Genomic DNA, 19,007 nt, shown 5'->3' on the forward strand with positions numbered 1-19,007 from the left:
ACAGATATTTTTTATATTTTAAATATTTTTATTATATCCACACTTATCATTAGTACAAATTATTGATTTACTTTTTTTAGTTTGCTTAATTACCATCATGCTTCCACACTTTGGACATTTTTCTTGTACAGGTTCTTGCCAAGAATTAAATTCACAATTAGGATAATTAGAACAGCCATAGAACAATCTGCCTTTTTTTGTTCTCTTTTTAACTATTTCTCCATCTTCACATAATGGACATTTAACACCTATTTTTTCCAAGATGGGTTTAGCGTTTTTGCATTCTGGATAACCCGGACAAGCTAAAAATTTGCCATATTTGCCTATTTTTATCACCATTTTTCTACCACATTTTTCACAAATTTCATCAGATTCTTCATATTTAAGTTCAATTTTTTCTATTTCACTTTCAGCTTTTTCTAATGCATTTTCAAACTTCAAATAGAATTCTTTAATCACATCTTGCCAGTTTAGTTTACCTTCAGCAATTTCATCAAGCTGGTTTTCTAGTTGAGCAGTAAATTCTTCATTAATTATTTCACTGAAATAACTAATTAATATATCATTTACAATTGTACCAAGTTCAGTAGGGTAAAAAGTTTTTTTATCAAGAGTTACATAACCTCTCGATAATATTGTCGATATGGTTGGTGAATATGTGCTTGGCCTTCCTATTCCAAGATCTTCCATTGTTTTAATCAAAGATGCTTCAGTATATCTCGATGGCGGCTGAGTAAAATTTCTTTTTTCTTCAACTTTTATCAGATCTAATTTTTCACCTACACTTAATTCTGGTAGTACAATATCATTTTGTTCTTCGTCTGCTGTTGTATAAACTTTTAAAAACCCGCTAAAATGCAATTTAGAGCCATTGCATTTAAAAATATATTCTCCATTTTTTATTTTTACAGATACTGTGTCATATATTGCGTCTGACATCTGTGAACCAATAAATCTGTCCCAAATTAGCTTGTATAATTTATATTGTTCTTTCGTCAAAGAATCCTTTATTTTGTCAGGCCACAGATTTAAATGTGCTGGCCTTATTCCTTCATGAGCATCTTGTGTTTCTTTTTTAGCCTTCTTAGAATAAGTATTTCCTCCATTTGAATATTCCTTGCCATAATTTTGTAAAATAAAATCTTTAGCTGCTTCAACAGCTTCTGCAGAAATCCTAGTCGAATCGGTTCTCATATATGTTATTAGACCAGTAGTTCCTTCTCCCTTTACATCAATTCCCTCATACAGTTGCTGCGCAATCATCATTGTTTTCTTTGAAGTATAACCCAATTTCTTCGATGCGTCTTGCTGTAAAGTACTTGTTGTATATGGTGGATAGGGGCTTCTTTTTCGCTTGGTTTTTTTAATATCGTAGATGATATTTTCATTATTTTTGATTTCACGTAATATATTTTTTGCTTCGTCTTCATTTCTAATTTTCAGTTTTATCTCTTTATCATTTACTATTTGATGGCTAAGCATAGCTTCGAATTTATCATTCTCTTTTCTGAAAAATCCTTTAATTGTCCAATATTCTTCAGGAATAAACTCATTTATTTCATTCTCTCTATCGCATATTAACTTCACAGCTACTGACTGTACTCTACCTGCACTTAATCCTTTTTTTACTTTTTTCCAAAGGATAGGGCTGATTTTATATCCTACCAATCTATCTAACACTCTTCTTGCTTGCTGTGCGTTATATAGATTTTCATCAAGTTTTCTTGGCGATTTTATAGAATTTTTAACTGTATCTTTAGTAATTTCATGGAATTCAACTCTGCAAGGAGTATTTTTGTCTATATCTAAAAGGCTAGCTAAATGCCAAGATATAGCTTCGCCTTCACGGTCAGGGTCTGTAGCAAGAAAAACATTATCTGATTTTTTAGCTTCTTTTTTTAGATTACCTACAATAGTACCTTTTCCTCTAATTGTTATATATTCAGGTTCAAAATTATTTTTTATGTCTATTCCTAACCTACTTTTAGGTAAATCCCTTATATGACCTAATGAAGCGATGACTGTATAATTTTTACCTAACATTTTACTTATTGACTTTGCTTTTGCAGGTGATTCAACAATCACCAAATTTTTAGTCAAAATAACACCTCCAAATTAACTAGCAAATAGTGAAAATACTTGGTGTGAGTTCTTTAACAACTCCTTTGATTTCAAGAATAGTAAGAGTACTATTTACTATGTTTATATTTAAACCGGATTTCAAAGCTATTAAATCGCAATGGAGCGGTCCGTCTTTTAATAATGCATATATCGAACTCTCAGTATCGCTTAACTCAACACAATTTGTATATGCTTTAGTATTATATTCGAGATGCAATATATTTTCAAGCTCTGCTAATATATCTTCTACACCTTGAACTAATTTTGCTCCATCTTTTATTAAAGAATTTGTCCCTTCACTGTACAAACTATTTATGTTACCTGGCAAAGAAAACACTTCTTTTCCCTGATTTAATGCATGATTTGCAGTAATTAGAGACCCCGAATTTTTTTGCGCTTCTATGACTAAAACACCAGAGCTAAGACCTGATATAATTCTATTTCGTTGTGGGAAATTATATTTAAATGGCTCTGTATCAGGCGAAAATTCACTAATAATTAAGCCATTATTTTCTATTTCGTCATATAATGTCTTATTTGATTTTGGGTAAATTTTATTAATTCCACAACCCAAAACTGCAATAGTTAGACCATTATTTAAGAGAGCAGTTTTATGAGCTATAGTATCTATTCCATATGCAAGTCCGCTAACAATAGCTAGATTATATTCTATCAACTCTTTTGTGAATTTCTCACAAGCCCATTTCCCATAAAATGTAGGCTTCCTAGTTCCAACAATTGCTATTGAATTTGAATTAATTATTTCAATGTTTCCCTTATAATATAATACACTTGGTTTATCTGAGATATATCTTAGATTAATTGGATATTCTTTGCTGTTTATAGTTATAATACCAATATTATTTGTTTCTTTCATGTTATAAATTTTTTCTAAAACTTCGTCTATATTAGAAGATACCATTCTGTCTATTATATTTGGATTAAGCAATCCAATATTTTCCAAATCTTTTTTAGTTATGTACAAAATATCATTCATATTTTCAAAAATGTTTATTAGCCTATCTATTTTATCACTATTAAGGCCAATATAGTTCAACCAAATAATTATTTCATCATCACAATATCCCATTTAACATTACCTCCAATATTTTTTATCTAAGCTTCTATATCGAATAGCTTCAGATAAATGGTAATCGTCAATAATTTCTTTTTGGTCTAAATCAGCTATAGTTCTAGCTACTTTCAATATTTTGTTATAGGATCTGGCACTAAATTTGTACTTTTCAAATGCCTTTGCCATCAAGAGTTCTGCTGACTTTGACAACCTACATATTGATTTAATTTCTTTGTTCGACAAATTAGCATTGTAAATTGTATTTTTAGTAGAATTTCTATTTTTTTGAATTAATCTTGCTTGTTCGACTGTGTTCTTAATGTCATTAGATGAGATCTCTTTAGAGTCTTTGCTGAGATCAGAATAATTAACAGGGAGCACTTCTATATGAATATCTATTCTATCTAATAAGGGATGACTTATTTTGTTGAGATATTTTTCAATAGATGCTTGACTACAAGTACATTGATGAAATGGATCACCAAGATTACCACATGGGCAAGGATTCATGCTTGCTACGAACATGAAATTTGAAGGATATGTAATTGATGCATTTACTCTTGATATATGTACAAATCCATCTTCTAGTGGTTGCCTTAAAACTTCTAGGACATTTTTTTGAAATTCTGGCAATTCATCAAAAAATAAAACCCCTCTATGTGCCAGCGATACTTCTCCTGGCTTTGGTATTTTACCTCCACCTATTATTGCGATGTTTGATGATGAATGATGTGGTGCTCTAAATGGTCGCTCAGTAATCAATCTATTATCTGATAACAGACCCGCTATGCTGTAAATTTTTGTAACTTCAATGGATTCTTCAACACTTAAAGAAGGTAATATTGTTGGCAATCTTCTTGCAGACATGGTTTTGCCTGAACCGGGGGGACCAACTATAAGCATATTGTGAGAGCCGGCTGCTGCTATTTGCATAGCTCTTTTTAATCCTTCTTGTCCTTTTATATCTGAAAAATCAACATTACTACTTACACTATTGGAACTATAAGCTTTCCCTTTGTAAGCTTCTATAGTTACATTACCATTTAGAAAATCACAGACTTGTTTTAAATTGACTACTGGTATAATATCGACATCATCTATGATTGCACATTCATCTTTATTAGAATCTGGAATGATAAATTTATTTATTCCATATTCTCTCATTGATATTATCATTGGTAACGCTCCAATTATAGGGTTGATTGATCCATCTAAAGATAATTCTCCCAAATAAACACAGTTAAAATCTGGTAAATTAACAATTTCTGCTGCAGCTAATATCCCTATGGCTATTGATAAATCCATTTGGGAACCATCTTTCTTCAAGTTAGCAGGTGCAAGATTGATCGTAATGCGATTTAATGGAAATTCAAATTCTGAGTTCTTTATTGCGCTTCTTACTCTTTCTTTGGATTCTTTAATTGCTGTATCAGGCAATCCTACTATATTGAAAGCAGGAAGACCTTTTGACAGATCAGTCTCTACATCAACTATATGACCATTTAATCCCTGCAATACACATGTTTTAAGTTTAGAGTACATCAGCACTCACCTCGTTTTAATATAATTTACCATGCAATAAAAGCATTTTTGATATATATAATCTTATTATTATCCAATGGGTATACTTCTGCAACATCATACCTAACTTGAACATTATTTAATTTGTTCATTTGTATGTACAGCAAAGAGGTATTTATTATTTTCATTTGCTTTCGTTTATCCACTGCTTCAGATGGTCTGCCATACATATTATTATTTCGCGTTTTTACTTCAATAAACACTAAAACTTCTTTATCTATTGCAATTATGTCAATTTCACCAATTCTATTTCTGTAATTATGAGATAATATCTTGTAATTATTAGACTTTATGTACTCTAATACTAGTTTTTCACCTTCATCTCCGATATTCTTATTATTCATAATCATTTAGACCTCATAATATTTTTTAAAAATGTTTTTCTATGCATATCTGAAGCTCCATATTTATTTATCAATTCTATGTGTTCAGCAGTGCCATAGCCTTTATTCTTATATAATTTGTATTGGGGGTATATCATGTCCCATTCGTGACAAAGATTATCTCTATAAACTTTTGCTACTATCGATGCACATGATACATGGTGAATTAAATCATCTGCATGATTTAATGAAACCTGATCAATATTTATGTCTAATTTTTCCGCATCAACAATTGCAACTATTTTATCCGTTGAAACTTTAGACCTCTCAATGAGACTGTTCACAGCATTTTTCATTGCAAGTCTAGTAGCTTGTTTAATATTGATTTCATCTATAATCTGGCTGTCAATAGTACATAATGAGTAGTCAATGCAATAATTAATTATTACTTTATTAAGATATTCTCTTTTTTTAGGAGATAATTTTTTAGAGTCTTTAACATCTAATATGCGAAAATATTTAGGTAATATTACTGCACAAGCAACGACATCTCCAAACAAAGAGCCTCTCCCAACCTCATCTACACCAATGATATAATCATACCCCTTTTTATATAATTCTAATTCGATTTGATTCATATTTATACCTCTTTGGGACTTTCTAGAGAAATTCTACCTAACAATCCTTTTCTAAAATCATCTATTATTATATTAGCAGCTTTGTCTAAATCAAGTATAGATCCTTTCAATAGGCAACCTCTTTTTAAAGCAATGTTTTCTAATATAACATCAGGTTCTTCAATATTATTATTTAAATTATAACGGCTAATTAAAAACATTTTGTTTATAGAATTCAACTTCTCAATTAACTTTAATGAAAGAGTTAGAGTATCTAGTATTTCATCTTTTATGGATCCAACAAATGCCAAATTTAAACCAACATTTTCTTCTTCAAATTTTGGCCATAATACACCAGGTGTATCTAATAAATAGATTCCATCATTTGAATTAATCCACTGTATAGATTTAGTAATACCAGGTTTGTTCCCTGTCTTTGTAGACTTTCTATTTGCTATTCGATTAATTAGCGTTGATTTGCCTACATTTGGTATACCTACAATCATAACTTTAATAATCTTTTTATCGATTGTTTTTTTTGTTAAATCAATCAATTCATCAATTCCATCACCTATTGATGAATTTAGAAAAACACAATCAATCCCATTCTCGTTATAATATTTTTTCCATCTATTATTGGTATAAGGATCGGCTAGGTCAGATTTATTTAGAACGACAATCTTCTTTTTTTGACCTAGTATAGTATTAATTGAAGGATTTTGACTGCTGTAGGGAATTCTTGCATCTAGCAATTCATAAACTATGTCCACCAATTTAAGATTGGTTTTTATAGACTCAGTCGTCTTCTTCATATGACCTGGATACCAGTTAATATTTATATTCATACTATCACCACTTTAAATACAAAAATTGGGACTTATTAAAGTCCCATTAGTAAAATCTTTTTTCTTTAACCTTAGCTGATTTACCTTGTCTATCTCTTAAGTAATACAATTTTGCCCTTCTTACTTTACCTTTTCTTACTACTGCTATTTTATCGATTCTAGGAGAGTTTATAGGGAATGTTCTCTCAACACCGATTCCATAAGATATTCTTCTTACTGTGAAAGTTTTTCTAGATCCTTCTCCTTGTATTTTTAATACAGTGCCTTCAAATACTTGAATTCTTTCTCTAGTTCCTTCAGTTACTTTGTAGAATACTTGAATAGTATCACCAATATTAAACTGAGGTAGATCGTTTCTTATTTGTTCTGCTTCAATAGATTTTATAATGTCCATCATTATCCTCCCTTCTTTGAAATGTTCTTGTAAAAACAGAGGAACACACATATTTACACGAAATGTATTATAACATAGTTAAAATTCTAATACAATAAAACTTTATATGTTTTTAATTATATCCTTAATTATATCATTTGTTGATTCATCTAATTTATTACTGCAAATTATATCAGGTCTCTTGCTTAATGTTAGATATAAAGAATTGAGCATTCTCCACTTTTTTATCCTCTTATGGTCACCACTTAATAGTATTTTTGGAACTTTCTTGCCTCTAAAATTTTCAGGTCTAGTGTACTGAGGATATTCTAATAGACCTCTAAAAAAAGACTCATCTTCAAATGATTCATCAGATGCCAGAACACCCGGTAACAACCTAACCACTGAATCAATTACTACCATTGTAGGTATCTCTCCACCAGTCAAAACATAATCGCCGATAGAAATTTCTTCATCTACATAATTTTCAACAATTCTATTATCAATACCTTCATAATGACCGGAAAGCATAATTATGTGTTCTTTTTTAGAAAGATCATTGACAATACTTTGATTTAGCAATTTTCCTTTTGGAGACAAATAGACAACATAAGAGTTTTCATTTTTACAACTCATCAGGGCGTCATATATTGGCTCTGGTTTTAGAATCATTCCAGGGCCACCTCCATATGGATAATCATCTACTCTCTTATGCTTATCCTTAGAAAAATCTCTTATATTTATAGTATTAAGAATAAATTTGTCATTTTCCAAAGCTTTCCCAACAATACTGTAATTATAAAGAAATGAGAAAATCTCAGGAAATAAAGTCAATACATCAATAATCATTCTAACATTCCTTCTATAGGATCAATTATAATTAATTTATCATTAACATTAACTTCTACAATAAATTTCTTAACTGCAGGTATTAAGAAGTTTTTGCCTTCATCATTTGTTACTACATATACGTCATTCGCATTTCCTAAAATAACATCAGTTACTTTGCCTATCAAATCATTTGACAGGTTTACAACAGTGCAGTTGATAAGATCGGAAATAAAATATCTATCTTCCGGTAATTTTATTTTATCAGAATCATCAACATAAAGGTACTTCCCTTTATATTTTTCTGAATCATTAATGTTATCTAAGCCTTTAAATTTAATTATAACTAAACTTTTTTGGATTCTTACTGAGTCAATATAATATAGTTCCTTTTCATCTCCTAGATAAGCTTTACTTAAATGGAAGAATCTATTGATATCATCTGTCATAGGATAAATTTTCAATTCGCCTTTTATCCCATGAGTATTAGTAATCATCCCAACTATTGTATAATCCATCTATTCACCTGAATTTCTACAGCTTATTGAAGTATTTCAACTACTACTCTTTTGTTTTGCTTTATAGCTGCTGCCTTTACTACGGTTCTAATAGCTTTAGCAATTCTTCCTTGCTTGCCTATTACTTTACCCATATCTTCTGGGGCTACTCTTAATTCAATAATTACAGATTGAGACCCTTCAATCTCGTTTACTCTAACTTCATCAGGATTATCCACTAAGCTTTTTGCTATAAATTCTACTAATTCTCCCATAGTTAAAACCTCCATAACTATTTGTCAGCATTTTCTTCCTTTGATTCGTAAATTCCACTTTCTTTGAACAATTTCTCAACTGTTTCAGTAGGCTTAGCACCATTTTTTATCCATTTAAGCGCTTTTTCGTTGTCAACTTTTATAGTCTTTGGCTCTGTGAGTGGATTATAATAACCAATTTCTTCAATAAATCTACCATCTCTTGGGGATCTAGAATCAGCAACTACTATTCTATAAAAAGGATTCTTCTTAGCTCCCATTCTTTTTAGTCTTATTTTAACTGCCATTATTTCACCTCCTATTATATTTTATCTATTTAGAAAAAGGGGAATTGAAATTTCCCTTTTTTCTTCGGTACTTTAGAAAATTCGTTGAACTTCTTCATGAGTTTTTTTGTCTCTTTGAACTGCTTTAGTAGTTTATTTACATCTTGAATTGATGTACCACTTCCTCTGGCGATTCTTTGTCTTCTACTGCTGTCAATTATATCAGGATTGGATCTTTCTTTTTTAGTCATAGATTTGATAATTGCTTCTATCTTTATTAACTCTTTTTCATCGACATTTAAACCTTTTAGTTGCTTTGAGCCCATACCAGGGATCATTTCTAAAACTTCACTAAGCGGTCCCATATTTTTCATCTGTTCTAATTGTTCTAAAAAATCATCCAATGTAAATGAGGAATTCCTCATTTTCTTCTCAAGTTCTAGTGCTTTCTTTTCATCGAATGAAGCTTGAGCTTTCTCAATTAATCCCAATACATCTCCCATGCCTAAAATCCTAGATGCCATCCTATCGGGGTAAAAAGGCTCTAATTGATCTAATTTTTCACCCATTCCAATAAATTTGATTGGTTTATGTGTTACTGCTCTAAGAGACAATGCAGCACCGCCTCGGGCATCGCCATCCATTTTTGTTAAAACAACACCAGTTATATCGAGTTTTTCATTAAATGCTTCTGCGACATTAACAGCATCTTGACCAGTCATGGCATCTAAAACTAACAATATCTCAGCTGGATTAGTAACAGCTTTTATTCTAAATATTTCTTCCATTAAATCTGTGTCAATGTGTAATCTACCTGCTGTATCTATTATGACAACGTCATTTCCATTTTTATTGGCATGCTCTATCCCTGCTTTAGCTATATCTACAGGATTAACATTTGTGCCCATTGAAAATACTGGGACTCCAACTTTTTCTCCAACTACTTCCAATTGCTTAATTGCAGCTGGTCTATAAATGTCACAAGCTACTAGTAATGGCCTTTTGTTTTGTTTTTTTAAATTAAATGCTAACTTTCCAGATGTTGTTGTCTTTCCAGAACCTTGCAAACCACACATAAGAATTACAGTTGGTGGCTTTGAAGTAAAATTTAATTTCTCTTCTTTTTCTCCCATTAACTTTGTAAGCTCATCATATACTATTTTTATTACTTGCTGCCCAGGGTTTAAGCTCTCTAGTACTTCTGATCCTAAAGCTCTATTTTTTATATCAGATATGAAATCCTTGACTACTTTGTAATTGACATCTGCTTCTAACAGTGCTAGACGTACTTCTCTTAAAGCAAGATCAAGGTCTTTCTCAGTTATCTTCCCTTTTCCTCTTAATTTGTCTAATGTGTTTTGCAGTTTCTCAGATAAACTTTCAAAAATCAATATATGAACCTCCTTTTATTAGTAAAGGATTTTTCTTATTGTTGAATTAATACTTTGAGCTATCTCAATTATCCTATCTTCTTTAATTTCTGAACCTATATTTATTATTTGGTCAACTAGCTTTTCGATATCTTTTATACTTTTTTCGGTATTATAAAATCTGCTAGCTAGTCCCAATATATTCTCGTATTCTATTAACTTTTCCTCTGCTCTTTTAAGTATATCGAAAACAGCTTGTCTTGTAATATTCATTTCTTCTGCTATTTCACTCAGAGACAAGTCATTATTGTAGTACATATCTATTACATCATATTGTTTTTTACTTAATAATTTTCCATAAAAATCAAATAATATACTTATTTTTATCAGCTTATCCATTTTATCACCACATTCTCATGCTGTCAAGTATTTTTCTTGACAGCATGAATATCTATTTTTCAATATCTACAATTGTTATTCAAAGATTGAATCAATAAAAACATCCAAGTCAAAAGGTTGAAGATCTTCAACGCCTTCTCCGACGCCGATTAACTTTATAGGTAAATTTAATTCAGTTTGAAGTGCGATAGCTATACCACCTTTTGCTGTACCATCTAATTTTGTTAAAATAACTCCTGTAATGTTACTTACCTCTTTAAATACTTTAGCTTGATTAATAGCATTTTGTCCTGTAGTAGCATCAAGAATTAATATTATTTCCTTCGTTGCTTCTGGATATTCTTTTTCTACAACTCTAAATATTTTATTTAACTCATTCATTAAATTGGATTTATTATGAAGCCTTCCTGCAGTATCACAAATTAATACATCTATATTTTTTGCTTTGGCTTTTTTTATTGCATCAAAAATTACTGCAGCGGGGTCAGAACCTTCTTGATGTGCAACAACTTCTACATTTGCTCTATTCCCCCAAGTCATTAGTTGATCGATTGCAGCAGCTCTGAAAGTATCACCTGCAGCCAATAAAACGCTTTTACCAGAATTTTTCAAATTATAAGCAAGTTTTCCTATTGTAGTGGTTTTTCCAACTCCATTTACACCAACAACCAGAATCAAACTAGGAGAAGGCTCTAATTCTAAAGTATTATTATCTACAGAATTAAGCATTATATTCTTTACTTCTTCTTTCAATAAATTTTTTAAATCATGAGGATCTGTTATTTTTTCATTTTTTGCTCTCTCTTTTAAATTCTCAATTATTTTCATAGTTGAAACAATGCCAACATCTGCTGTAATTAAAATTTCCTCTAATTCATCAAATAATTCATCATCTATTTTTCGATGCGATGAAATCACATCATCTATTTTTCCACTTATATTTTTGCGCGTCTTAGAAAGACCATTCTTAACTTTTTCAAAGAAAGAATCCTTTTTCTTTGTACTGTTTTTTAATTCATTCAATAATTCTTCTCCTTCTTGAGCGACAATATTAAGGTCTTGATCTTTGACATTTTTATCAACTTCTTTAGGTGTTCTTTTGAATAATCCCATATTTTAAGCCTCCTTTGTAGTTTCATTAAAATTTTCATCATAGTCATCTAGTTTTATGGATAGTACTTTGCTAACACCTTCTTCTTGCATACTTATTCCATATAAAGATTCCGCTATCTCCATAGAAGTTTTTCTATGGGTTATTAATATAAATTGGGTATTATCTTTAAACCGAGAGAGATACGAAGTAAATCTTAATATATTAGCTTCATCTAGTGCAGCATCTATTTCATCTAGCACACAAAACGGTGATGGTTTAGTTTTCAATATTGCAAACAGAAGAGCTATTGCAGTTAATGATTTTTCTCCTCCTGATAATAAAGATAAATTCTGCATTTTCTTACCTGGCGGCTGTATCATAATCTCAATATTATTGTTTTCAACATCGTCATAATCGTTGATAATTAGATTTGCGCTTCCACCACCAAACAGTTCCTTGTAGATGGTATTAAAATTTTCATCTATTTGTTTTATAGCTTGTATATATTGTTTTTTTATTTTTGTGCTTATTTCCGCGATAACACTTTCTACGTCAGATTTTGCTTTGATTAAATCTTCAAGTTGAGATGATAGAAATTCGCACCTTTCTTTTACTCTCTCATATTCTTCAATTGATCCTAAATTTACGTCTCCTAGCTTATATAATTCATTTTTCAATGAAATCAAATCGTTATTGTCAAGATCGTTATCATCGATGTTCAATTCGCTACTATCAAATTCTGCTATATTCTCTTTATATTCATCGTATATTCTTTGAACTAAATTATTTAGGTTCATTTCTGCCTTGGCGAGTTCAACTTCAATTTTATTAGCTTCTTTTTCCAATCCAGAAAGTTTTTTGTTTTCACTATTTAATGAATCTTGCAATTTGTAATAATCCTTTTGAATATTTTCTTTTTCTCTTAGTATTTCATCTAATACACTTTTTTCTTTTTCTTCTAACTCTTCCAAATTTTTTATATCAGCTCGTATCCTAACTAGTTCATTTTTATATTCATCATTCTTATAATTTAAGTTTTCTATAGAAATTTTATTTTGTTTGATTTTTTCATTTAGATTTTGAATTTCTTCTTCAAGTCTGATGATTTTCAAATTCATATCTTCTATTGACTTGTTATCTATCTTTATCCTAAACTTACAATCAGAAATTTTCATGTCGATCTCAGATATATTCTTATTAATTTCTGCATCGAATAATTTATATTTAATATTATCATTTTTTTCATTATCGATAGATATTGAAATTTCACTAACCTTATTTTTTAAATCAGATAATTTATCATTCAAACGTTCTAATTCTTTTACTAATTCGTTTTTTTCTGTAATTTTATTATTAACTTCTTTACTATTGAAAATCCCTTGAGATTTTCTTTGCTCAACCATATTTTGAAGAGTATTCAATTCAGAGATATATGTATCGTATTGATTTTTGATTTCTTTAATTTTAATGCTTTTTATTTGTTCATTATCCAATATATACTTTTTTTTAGTTTTAAGTGTATTTATTTCATCATCTATTTTAGAAAGCTCACTATTAAGTTCTTCTATGAACACTTTTCTAGTTAAAATACCGTGATTTTCATTTGATTTATTCCCACCAGTTATGCTACCACCTGGAGAAACAACTTCGCCATCTATAGTTACTAATCTGTACTTTCTATTGGTTTCTTTGCTGAATTTTAGTGCATTATCTAAATTATCAAGTATAATTGTTTTACCTAGCAAATAAGAAAAAATATTATCCAATTGGGTTTCGTATTCTATAATTTCATTTGCCAAACCTACAATTCCAAAAAATGATTGATCATAACTATCTATATTTAATGAGCTTTTTTTAATAGCATCTATTGGCAAAAAAGTAGCTCTTCCCTTTTTTTGGGTTTTTAAAAAATCAATAAATTTCTTAGCACTTTCTTCATTTGTTACAACAATATTTTGTATTGAAGAACCTAGTGCGATCTCAATAGCTTTAGCATATTTTTTATCTACTTTAAACAAATCTTTTATGACGCCTACAAAAGTACTTTTATAGGTATTGTTATGATTAACTAATTTCAATATCTCTTTTGTACTAGTAAAATATCCGTCTAAATTGGATTCTAAATCTAAATAGAGCTTTAATGTTGTATAAGTTTTAATTCTATCTTGTTCTAATTTGTTAATTTTAACATCCAGAATGGAAAGCTCAGAATTGATTTGTTCTTTGTCATTTTCTAGTTCGTTAAGAAGTGAATTCAATCTATTTAATTCACTTCTTAAAAAATCGATTTTATCAATCATATTCGAAATCTCAACATCTAAATTGTCATTTGTTTTATTATATTCTGAGATTGAAAAATCTATCTTTTCAATCCTATGTTTAATGTTGGCAATGAAAGTTTCAATGCTAGAAATCTCACTTTTAAATTCAGTATATGATGCATGAAGCTTTAACATACTCTCATCTGACGAATTAAGTAAGATTGTATTTTCTTCAAGCTTCTTTTTTAATTCTATTTTTGATTCTTCTAGAGTTTCTAGTTCTATTAAAGCTTTTTTATAGTCGCTTTTTAAATCTTCTAATTGATCAAGTATTATTTGAATTTCATTTTGACTAGATATTAAGCTATTGTTTATTTCAATTAGTTCGTTATTGAGTCTTTCAACTTCATTTTTATTATTAGATATTTTCTCTAATGCCATTGCTTCGGCATTCTTGCTTTTTTCATAATTTTGAACTGTTTCAATCTTGATATTTCGTTTATCTTCAATTAATCTATCTATATCTATTATCTTGTTTTGCCATTTCTGCTGTTCAAGAGTCATAAATTCGATTTTTTTTTCAATGTTATTTTTATCCTCGATGTACTTCTTTAATTCTTGGCTTTTCGCCTCTATATATTTTATAAGCTTATTATAATTATCCTTTGCTAAGCCTAAATCGATTTTCTTAATTTTATTGAAAAGAGACATATAATTAGAAGCCTTCTCTGCTTCTATTTGTAAAGTAGATTTTTGATTATTTACTTCACTTAACAAGTCAGAAATTCTTAATAAATTAGCATTCGTCTTATCAAGTTTTCTAATAGCATCTTGTTTATTTAATTTATACTTTACTATTCCGGCTGCTTCTTCGAAAATTAGTTTCCTGTTTTCTGGATGTGAAGAAATAATATCTTCTATTTTCCCTTGTCCAATAATTGAATACCCTTCTTTTCCAATACCTGTATCTGCGAACAATCCTTTTATGTCCTTAAGCCTGCATGAATTTTTGTTAATAAAGAATTCACTTTCACCAGAGCGATACATACGCCTTGAAATGCTAACTTCATTGAATTCTAATGGTATAAAATTGTCAGCATTATCAAAAACGATTGTAACTTCTGCAAAACCGAGTGGCTTTTTCTTATCTGTTCCAGAGAAAATAACATCTTCCATTTTATTGCCCCTAAGGGTTCGGATGCTTTGTTCGCCTAGAACCCATCTTAATGCGTCAGCGATATTGCTTTTGCCGCTGCCATTAGGGCCTATTATTGCAGTTATCGTCTTGTCGAAATTAATACTAGTTCGTTCTGCAAATGATTTAAACCCTTGAATTTCAATTTTTTTTAAATACAAATCAAACACCTCTTATATAAGCATGATCAAGAATAAGAATTGCTTTTTTGTTAATATATTCCATTACATCGATGTACTTTTCGATGTTACCTATCTTTATAATCAATTTATCGCTTAAATCATCTTTATTAAATTTTATATTTTTAAGATTAAATTCATTACATAGTTTGATCTTGTTGTAAGATTTATGACCAACAACATTGCTCATGATATTTGTATTACAATTCACTTCTAATATCTCATTTTCTGTGCTTATTCCAATATTTGATAGTTCGCTATATATTATATCATAATAGATTCTACTTTCTATTAACTGTCTTATTGCAGCATGAAAAGGGCCAGCAACAACATCTTTTCCTAATTGAATACATTCTGTTGTTTGCAAGCCTATTCTTATAACAGGTATTTGGTGATAAGTGGCTACAATTAATAAATCTTTGCATATTTCAACAGCTTCATCAACGGTCAATGGCTTGTATTCTCCTGATATAAACATGTTTTCAAGTTTCGTATTCTTTATGACTAATGTAGGATAAATTCTAATAAAATTTGGTTTTAAGTCAATTATTTTCAATAATGTGCTTAAAGACTTATCATAGTTATCTCCTGGTAAGCCAACCATCATCTGCAGTCCAAGCACAAAATTAAAATGTTTAATAAGTTTTACTGCATTATAGACATCTTCTACGCTATGTCCTCTTTCACTTAAATTTAGCACTTCTTTGTCCAGTGATTGTACCCCAAGCTCTATAATATCAACCGAGTATTTTCTTAGGATTTTAAGAACATTTTCATCTATAGCATCAGGTCTAGTAGATATTCTTATTCTATTAACTCTCTTATTATCTTTATAGAATTTGGCAATTTCTAATAATTCAATTTGCTTTGCTAATTCTATGGCTGTGAAGCTTCCACCATAAAAAGCAATTTCAATTATTGATTCTTCATTTGAATTAAAGAATCCTAAATAATTATCTATTGTTTCTATAACTTCTTCTCTACTAATAGAAGTATTAGTACCAGTAATTTTGATTTGATTACAAAAAACACACATATGAGGGCAACCATAATTTGGCACAAATACAGGAATAATTTTTTCCTTACTCATAATCATCCTCCAAGAGTATAAGAGCTTCTTTTGCAGCCATTTGCTCAGCCTCTTTTTTGCTCCTTCCCATTCCTTGTCCTATTATATCTCCATTAATTTTTAAATCGACGTAAAATATTTTCTTATGATCTGGACCTTCTTCTTTTGTAACTACATATTCTATTTTATCTTTGGTTATTTTTTGTAATTTCTCTTGTAATTCAGTTTTGTAATCTTTGAACAAGTTCCCTTTAGCTACCTCTTTTACTATGTCAGCTTCAAAATTTGCTATTAGGTAGTTATAAGTTGTCTCATAATCGCTATCTAGAAATATTGAGCCTATAACAGCTTCACATGTATCTGCTAAGATTGATTCTCTTTCTCGCCCTCCGGTCAATATTTCACCTTTTCCTAAGAGGAGATAATCTCCTAAATTTATTTTTCTGGCAGCTATAGCTAAAGAAGATTCGCATACAACTTGTGACCTTATTTTTGACAACTCTCCTTCTGGATAGAAAGGGTATTTGTTATATAAGTATTCACTTACAACTAAATTTAGGACAGTATCTCCTAAAAACTCTAATCTTTGGTTGCTTTTACTAGGGTGAAGATTATGTTCATTCGCAAAAGAGCTATGTGTTAGTGCAGTCACTAATAACTCAATGTCTCTGTAATAATATTTTAAATTATCTTGTAAAGATTTGATTTTTAATATATGTTCTTCTCTCATATTATCCTCCGCAACATTCATATACTATCAATTGGGACAAATTAAATTATAATTGAGTCTCTATTGTCTTAATGATGTCTTTTTCTATATAACTAATTAATTGTGAAATGGCGTTTTTTATTGCGTAGTCATCAGAACTTCCATGTGCTTTTACTACTGGTTTTTTGATTCCAAGTAATGGCGCTCCTCCATATTCACGATAATCCAATACCTTTTTTAAGTTATTTAATTCATTTTTCAACAGTAACGCACCTAATTTTGACTTTGTAGATGAAGTCAATTCTTTTTTTAACATAGTAAAAAGAGATTCTGCCACTCCCTCAGTCACTTTTAACACAACATTTCCGACGAATCCGTCACAAACCATTACATCTGCAGCACCAAAAGGCAAATCTCTTCCTTCGATATTACCGACAAAATTGATATTTTCTAATTCAAGTAATTTATAAGTTTCTTTACATAGAATATTTCCTTTGGTTTCCTCACTTCCTACATTTATAAGCCCGACAGAAGGATTGTTTCTTCCAAGAACTTCTTTAGTGTATATATAACCCATAATTGCAAATTGTCTTAAATATTCTGGCTTTGAGTCCATATTTGCGCCTGCATCTATTAACAATGACATTCCTTTAATAGTTGGATATAGCACTGTTATTGCAGCTCTATCAATATCTTCAAGTCTTTTTACAATTAAAATACTACCAGCAAGTAAAGCACCAGTGTTGCCAGCAGAAATAAATCCGTCTCCCAGGCCATCTGCTAGAGCATTTAATCCTACTACCATAGAACTATCTTTTTTCTTCCTAATAGCTTGTGTTGGCTCATCATCATTTTCGATTTTTTCTTTTGCGTCTATTATCTCAACTTTATCTTTTGGATAATCTAAAGTGCTTAATTCTTTCTCAATGACATCCTTTGGACCAACCAATATAATATCTATATTATTCTCTTTGATAGAATTTATAGCTCCTTTTATATTAGAATGAGGTGCATTGTCGCCGCCCATAACATCTATTATTATCTTCATATTATCCCTCTTTACCTATTTAATAGTTTTTTTTATTTTAACATATACTTAGTTAATAGTGAATATTAGATATTAAAACTGCTTGTTATGACCATTTAATATAAAAAGACACCCTAATTAACATAAGCTAGAGTGTCTTTTTATATTAAAGCAATTATTCAACCACTATTACTTCTCTTCCGTCATAATACCCACAATTTCTACATACTCTATGTGGTTGTTTAGGTTCATGGCATTGTGGGCATTCTGAAAAAGTAGCCTTGTTTAATCTATAAGAAGAAGCTCTTCTCTTATCCCTTCTTGCTTTTGAAGTTTTTCTCTTTGGTACAGCCATACAAACACCTCCTCACTAATCAAAGGTCAAATCTTTTAATTTTTCAAATCTTAGATCATACGATTGCTTATCACATTCGCAATTTTTATAATTCAAATTTATACCACATCTTTTGCATAGCCCTTTACAATCTTCTTTACATAATAGCCTCATAGGTATTGAGCTTACAATTTCTTGGTATAAAAATTCGTCTAGAAAAACAGATTTATCTTTTATGACAAGACTATTTTCTTCAAACTTTTCATCGCTATTTCTATAAACTATATTGCCTTCGGAAGTAACACAGAAAGAATCACTATACGGTTCTGAGCATCTGAAGCAAATAGCTTCATATTTTATTTCACATTTAAGTTTGAATAATATATTATTTAAAGACTTCGCAATAGATAAATTGATTTTAATTGGATGTTTAATTTTTATATCATATTCTAAATCAAATATCTCATCATTAAAATCTAAATTCAATTCATCTTCAAAATAGTCTTTATCTAATACGTTAGATATATCAACTAACATATAATTCACCTCTAGACTAACATTACCATTATA

General features: G+C 29.9%; 20 protein-coding genes. All 20 read right to left on the minus strand.

Annotated features, from left to right (window positions below; all coding sequences use genetic code 11):
• Positions 1–18: 18 nt before the first annotated feature.
• The gene (gene topA / locus BO51_RS03660) at positions 19–2,100 is read right to left on the minus strand and encodes a type I DNA topoisomerase (protein WP_496484079.1); all 2,082 of its coding nucleotides are present in this window, start codon (positions 2,098–2,100) and stop codon (positions 19–21) included.
• A gap of 19 nt (positions 2,101–2,119) precedes the next feature.
• Positions 2,120–3,211: a DNA-processing protein DprA gene (dprA, locus tag BO51_RS03665; RefSeq protein ID WP_496484081.1), complete on the minus strand. Its 1,092-nt coding sequence runs from the start codon at positions 3,209–3,211 to the stop codon at positions 2,120–2,122.
• 6 nt (positions 3,212–3,217) lie between these two features.
• On the minus strand, positions 3,218–4,738 hold the full coding sequence (locus BO51_RS03670; protein ID WP_496484083.1) for a YifB family Mg chelatase-like AAA ATPase: 1,521 nt from the start codon (positions 4,736–4,738) through the stop codon (positions 3,218–3,220).
• 26 nt (positions 4,739–4,764) lie between these two features.
• The gene (locus BO51_RS03675; RefSeq protein ID WP_496484085.1) at positions 4,765–5,127 is read right to left on the minus strand and encodes a YraN family protein; all 363 of its coding nucleotides are present in this window, start codon (positions 5,125–5,127) and stop codon (positions 4,765–4,767) included.
• Positions 5,124–5,738: a ribonuclease HII gene (gene rnhB / locus BO51_RS03680; RefSeq protein ID WP_496484087.1), complete on the minus strand. Its 615-nt coding sequence runs from the start codon at positions 5,736–5,738 to the stop codon at positions 5,124–5,126. Before rnhB ends, BO51_RS03675 begins: the two co-directional genes overlap by 4 nt.
• A gap of 2 nt (positions 5,739–5,740) precedes the next feature.
• Positions 5,741–6,562, minus strand: coding sequence for a ribosome biogenesis GTPase YlqF (gene ylqF, locus BO51_RS03685; RefSeq protein ID WP_496484089.1), 822 nt, complete (start codon positions 6,560–6,562; stop codon positions 5,741–5,743).
• Positions 6,563–6,608: 46 nt separating this feature from the next.
• Entirely contained in the window at positions 6,609–6,956 is a 348-nt protein-coding gene (rplS, locus tag BO51_RS03690; protein WP_496484091.1) for a 50S ribosomal protein L19, read from the minus strand.
• Between the two features lie 102 nt (positions 6,957–7,058).
• Entirely contained in the window at positions 7,059–7,784 is a 726-nt protein-coding gene (gene trmD / locus BO51_RS03695; protein WP_496484093.1) for a tRNA (guanosine(37)-N1)-methyltransferase TrmD, read from the minus strand.
• Positions 7,781–8,281 (minus strand): ribosome maturation factor RimM, encoded by a 501-nt coding sequence (gene rimM, locus BO51_RS03700; RefSeq protein WP_496484095.1) that lies wholly within the window; start codon positions 8,279–8,281, stop codon positions 7,781–7,783. The genes trmD and rimM overlap by 4 nt, the downstream gene beginning before the upstream one ends.
• Positions 8,282–8,304: 23 nt before the next feature.
• Positions 8,305–8,535 (minus strand): KH domain-containing protein, encoded by a 231-nt coding sequence (locus BO51_RS03705; protein ID WP_496484097.1) that lies wholly within the window; start codon positions 8,533–8,535, stop codon positions 8,305–8,307.
• A gap of 17 nt (positions 8,536–8,552) precedes the next feature.
• Positions 8,553–8,822, minus strand: a complete 270-nt coding sequence (gene rpsP / locus BO51_RS03710; protein ID WP_496484098.1) for a 30S ribosomal protein S16 — start codon at positions 8,820–8,822, stop codon at positions 8,553–8,555.
• Positions 8,823–8,851: 29 nt separating this feature from the next.
• Complete coding sequence (gene ffh / locus BO51_RS03715) at positions 8,852–10,192, minus strand: signal recognition particle protein (RefSeq protein WP_496484100.1); 1,341 nt, start codon at positions 10,190–10,192, stop codon at positions 8,852–8,854.
• An 18-nt stretch (positions 10,193–10,210) separates the two neighbouring features.
• Positions 10,211–10,570, minus strand: coding sequence for a YlxM family DNA-binding protein (gene ylxM, locus BO51_RS03720; RefSeq protein WP_496484101.1), 360 nt, complete (start codon positions 10,568–10,570; stop codon positions 10,211–10,213).
• 75 nt (positions 10,571–10,645) lie between these two features.
• Positions 10,646–11,683, minus strand: coding sequence for a signal recognition particle-docking protein FtsY (gene ftsY, locus BO51_RS03725; RefSeq protein ID WP_496484103.1), 1,038 nt, complete (start codon positions 11,681–11,683; stop codon positions 10,646–10,648).
• A gap of 3 nt (positions 11,684–11,686) precedes the next feature.
• Positions 11,687–15,280: a chromosome segregation protein SMC gene (smc, locus tag BO51_RS03730; RefSeq protein WP_496484105.1), complete on the minus strand. Its 3,594-nt coding sequence runs from the start codon at positions 15,278–15,280 to the stop codon at positions 11,687–11,689.
• A 1-nt stretch (position 15,281) separates the two neighbouring features.
• Complete coding sequence (locus BO51_RS03735; RefSeq protein WP_496484107.1) at positions 15,282–16,388, minus strand: elongator complex protein 3; 1,107 nt, start codon at positions 16,386–16,388, stop codon at positions 15,282–15,284.
• Positions 16,381–17,097, minus strand: a complete 717-nt coding sequence (gene rnc / locus BO51_RS03740) for a ribonuclease III (RefSeq protein ID WP_496484109.1) — start codon at positions 17,095–17,097, stop codon at positions 16,381–16,383. The genes BO51_RS03735 and rnc overlap by 8 nt, the downstream gene beginning before the upstream one ends.
• Before the next feature lie 46 nt (positions 17,098–17,143).
• A complete protein-coding gene (plsX, locus tag BO51_RS03745; protein WP_496484111.1) occupies positions 17,144–18,124 on the minus strand; it encodes a phosphate acyltransferase PlsX in 981 nt (326 codons plus the stop codon).
• 154 nt (positions 18,125–18,278) lie between these two features.
• Positions 18,279–18,458 carry a 50S ribosomal protein L32 gene (gene rpmF, locus BO51_RS03750; RefSeq protein WP_496484113.1) on the minus strand — a complete coding sequence of 60 codons (180 nt, stop codon included), beginning with the start codon at positions 18,456–18,458 and terminating at the stop codon, positions 18,279–18,281.
• A 15-nt stretch (positions 18,459–18,473) separates the two neighbouring features.
• Entirely contained in the window at positions 18,474–18,974 is a 501-nt protein-coding gene (locus BO51_RS03755; RefSeq protein ID WP_496484115.1) for a YceD family protein, read from the minus strand.
• Positions 18,975–19,007: the final 33 nt, after the last annotated feature.

It is taken from the genome of Soehngenia saccharolytica DSM 12858 (assembly GCF_059568515.1).

Excerpts from the sequence above, each read along its gene's own strand:
- dprA (WP_496484081.1), bottom strand. The coding sequence starts at position 3,211 with ATGGGATATTGTGATGATGAAATAATTATTTGGTTGAACTATATTGGC.
- BO51_RS03670 (WP_496484083.1), bottom strand. The coding sequence starts at position 4,738 with ATGTACTCTAAACTTAAAACATGTGTATTGCAGGGATTAAATGGTCAT.
- BO51_RS03675 (WP_496484085.1), bottom strand. The coding sequence starts at position 5,127 with ATGATTATGAATAATAAGAATATCGGAGATGAAGGTGAAAAACTAGTA.
- rnhB (WP_496484087.1), bottom strand. The coding sequence starts at position 5,738 with ATGAATCAAATCGAATTAGAATTATATAAAAAGGGGTATGATTATATC.
- ylqF (WP_496484089.1), bottom strand. The coding sequence starts at position 6,562 with ATGAATATAAATATTAACTGGTATCCAGGTCATATGAAGAAGACGACT.
- rplS (WP_496484091.1), bottom strand. The coding sequence starts at position 6,956 with ATGGACATTATAAAATCTATTGAAGCAGAACAAATAAGAAACGATCTA.
- trmD (WP_496484093.1), bottom strand. The coding sequence starts at position 7,784 with ATGATTATTGATGTATTGACTTTATTTCCTGAGATTTTCTCATTTCTT.
- rimM (WP_496484095.1), bottom strand. The coding sequence starts at position 8,281 with ATGGATTATACAATAGTTGGGATGATTACTAATACTCATGGGATAAAA.
- BO51_RS03705 (WP_496484097.1), bottom strand. The coding sequence starts at position 8,535 with ATGGGAGAATTAGTAGAATTTATAGCAAAAAGCTTAGTGGATAATCCT.
- rpsP (WP_496484098.1), bottom strand. The coding sequence starts at position 8,822 with ATGGCAGTTAAAATAAGACTAAAAAGAATGGGAGCTAAGAAGAATCCT.
- ylxM (WP_496484101.1), bottom strand. The coding sequence starts at position 10,570 with ATGGATAAGCTGATAAAAATAAGTATATTATTTGATTTTTATGGAAAA.
- ftsY (WP_496484103.1), bottom strand. The coding sequence starts at position 11,683 with ATGGGATTATTCAAAAGAACACCTAAAGAAGTTGATAAAAATGTCAAA.
- BO51_RS03735 (WP_496484107.1), bottom strand. The coding sequence starts at position 16,388 with ATGAGTAAGGAAAAAATTATTCCTGTATTTGTGCCAAATTATGGTTGC.
- rnc (WP_496484109.1), bottom strand. The coding sequence starts at position 17,097 with ATGAGAGAAGAACATATATTAAAAATCAAATCTTTACAAGATAATTTA.
- plsX (WP_496484111.1), bottom strand. The coding sequence starts at position 18,124 with ATGAAGATAATAATAGATGTTATGGGCGGCGACAATGCACCTCATTCT.
- rpmF (WP_496484113.1), bottom strand. The coding sequence starts at position 18,458 with ATGGCTGTACCAAAGAGAAAAACTTCAAAAGCAAGAAGGGATAAGAGA.
- BO51_RS03755 (WP_496484115.1), bottom strand. The coding sequence starts at position 18,974 with ATGTTAGTTGATATATCTAACGTATTAGATAAAGACTATTTTGAAGAT.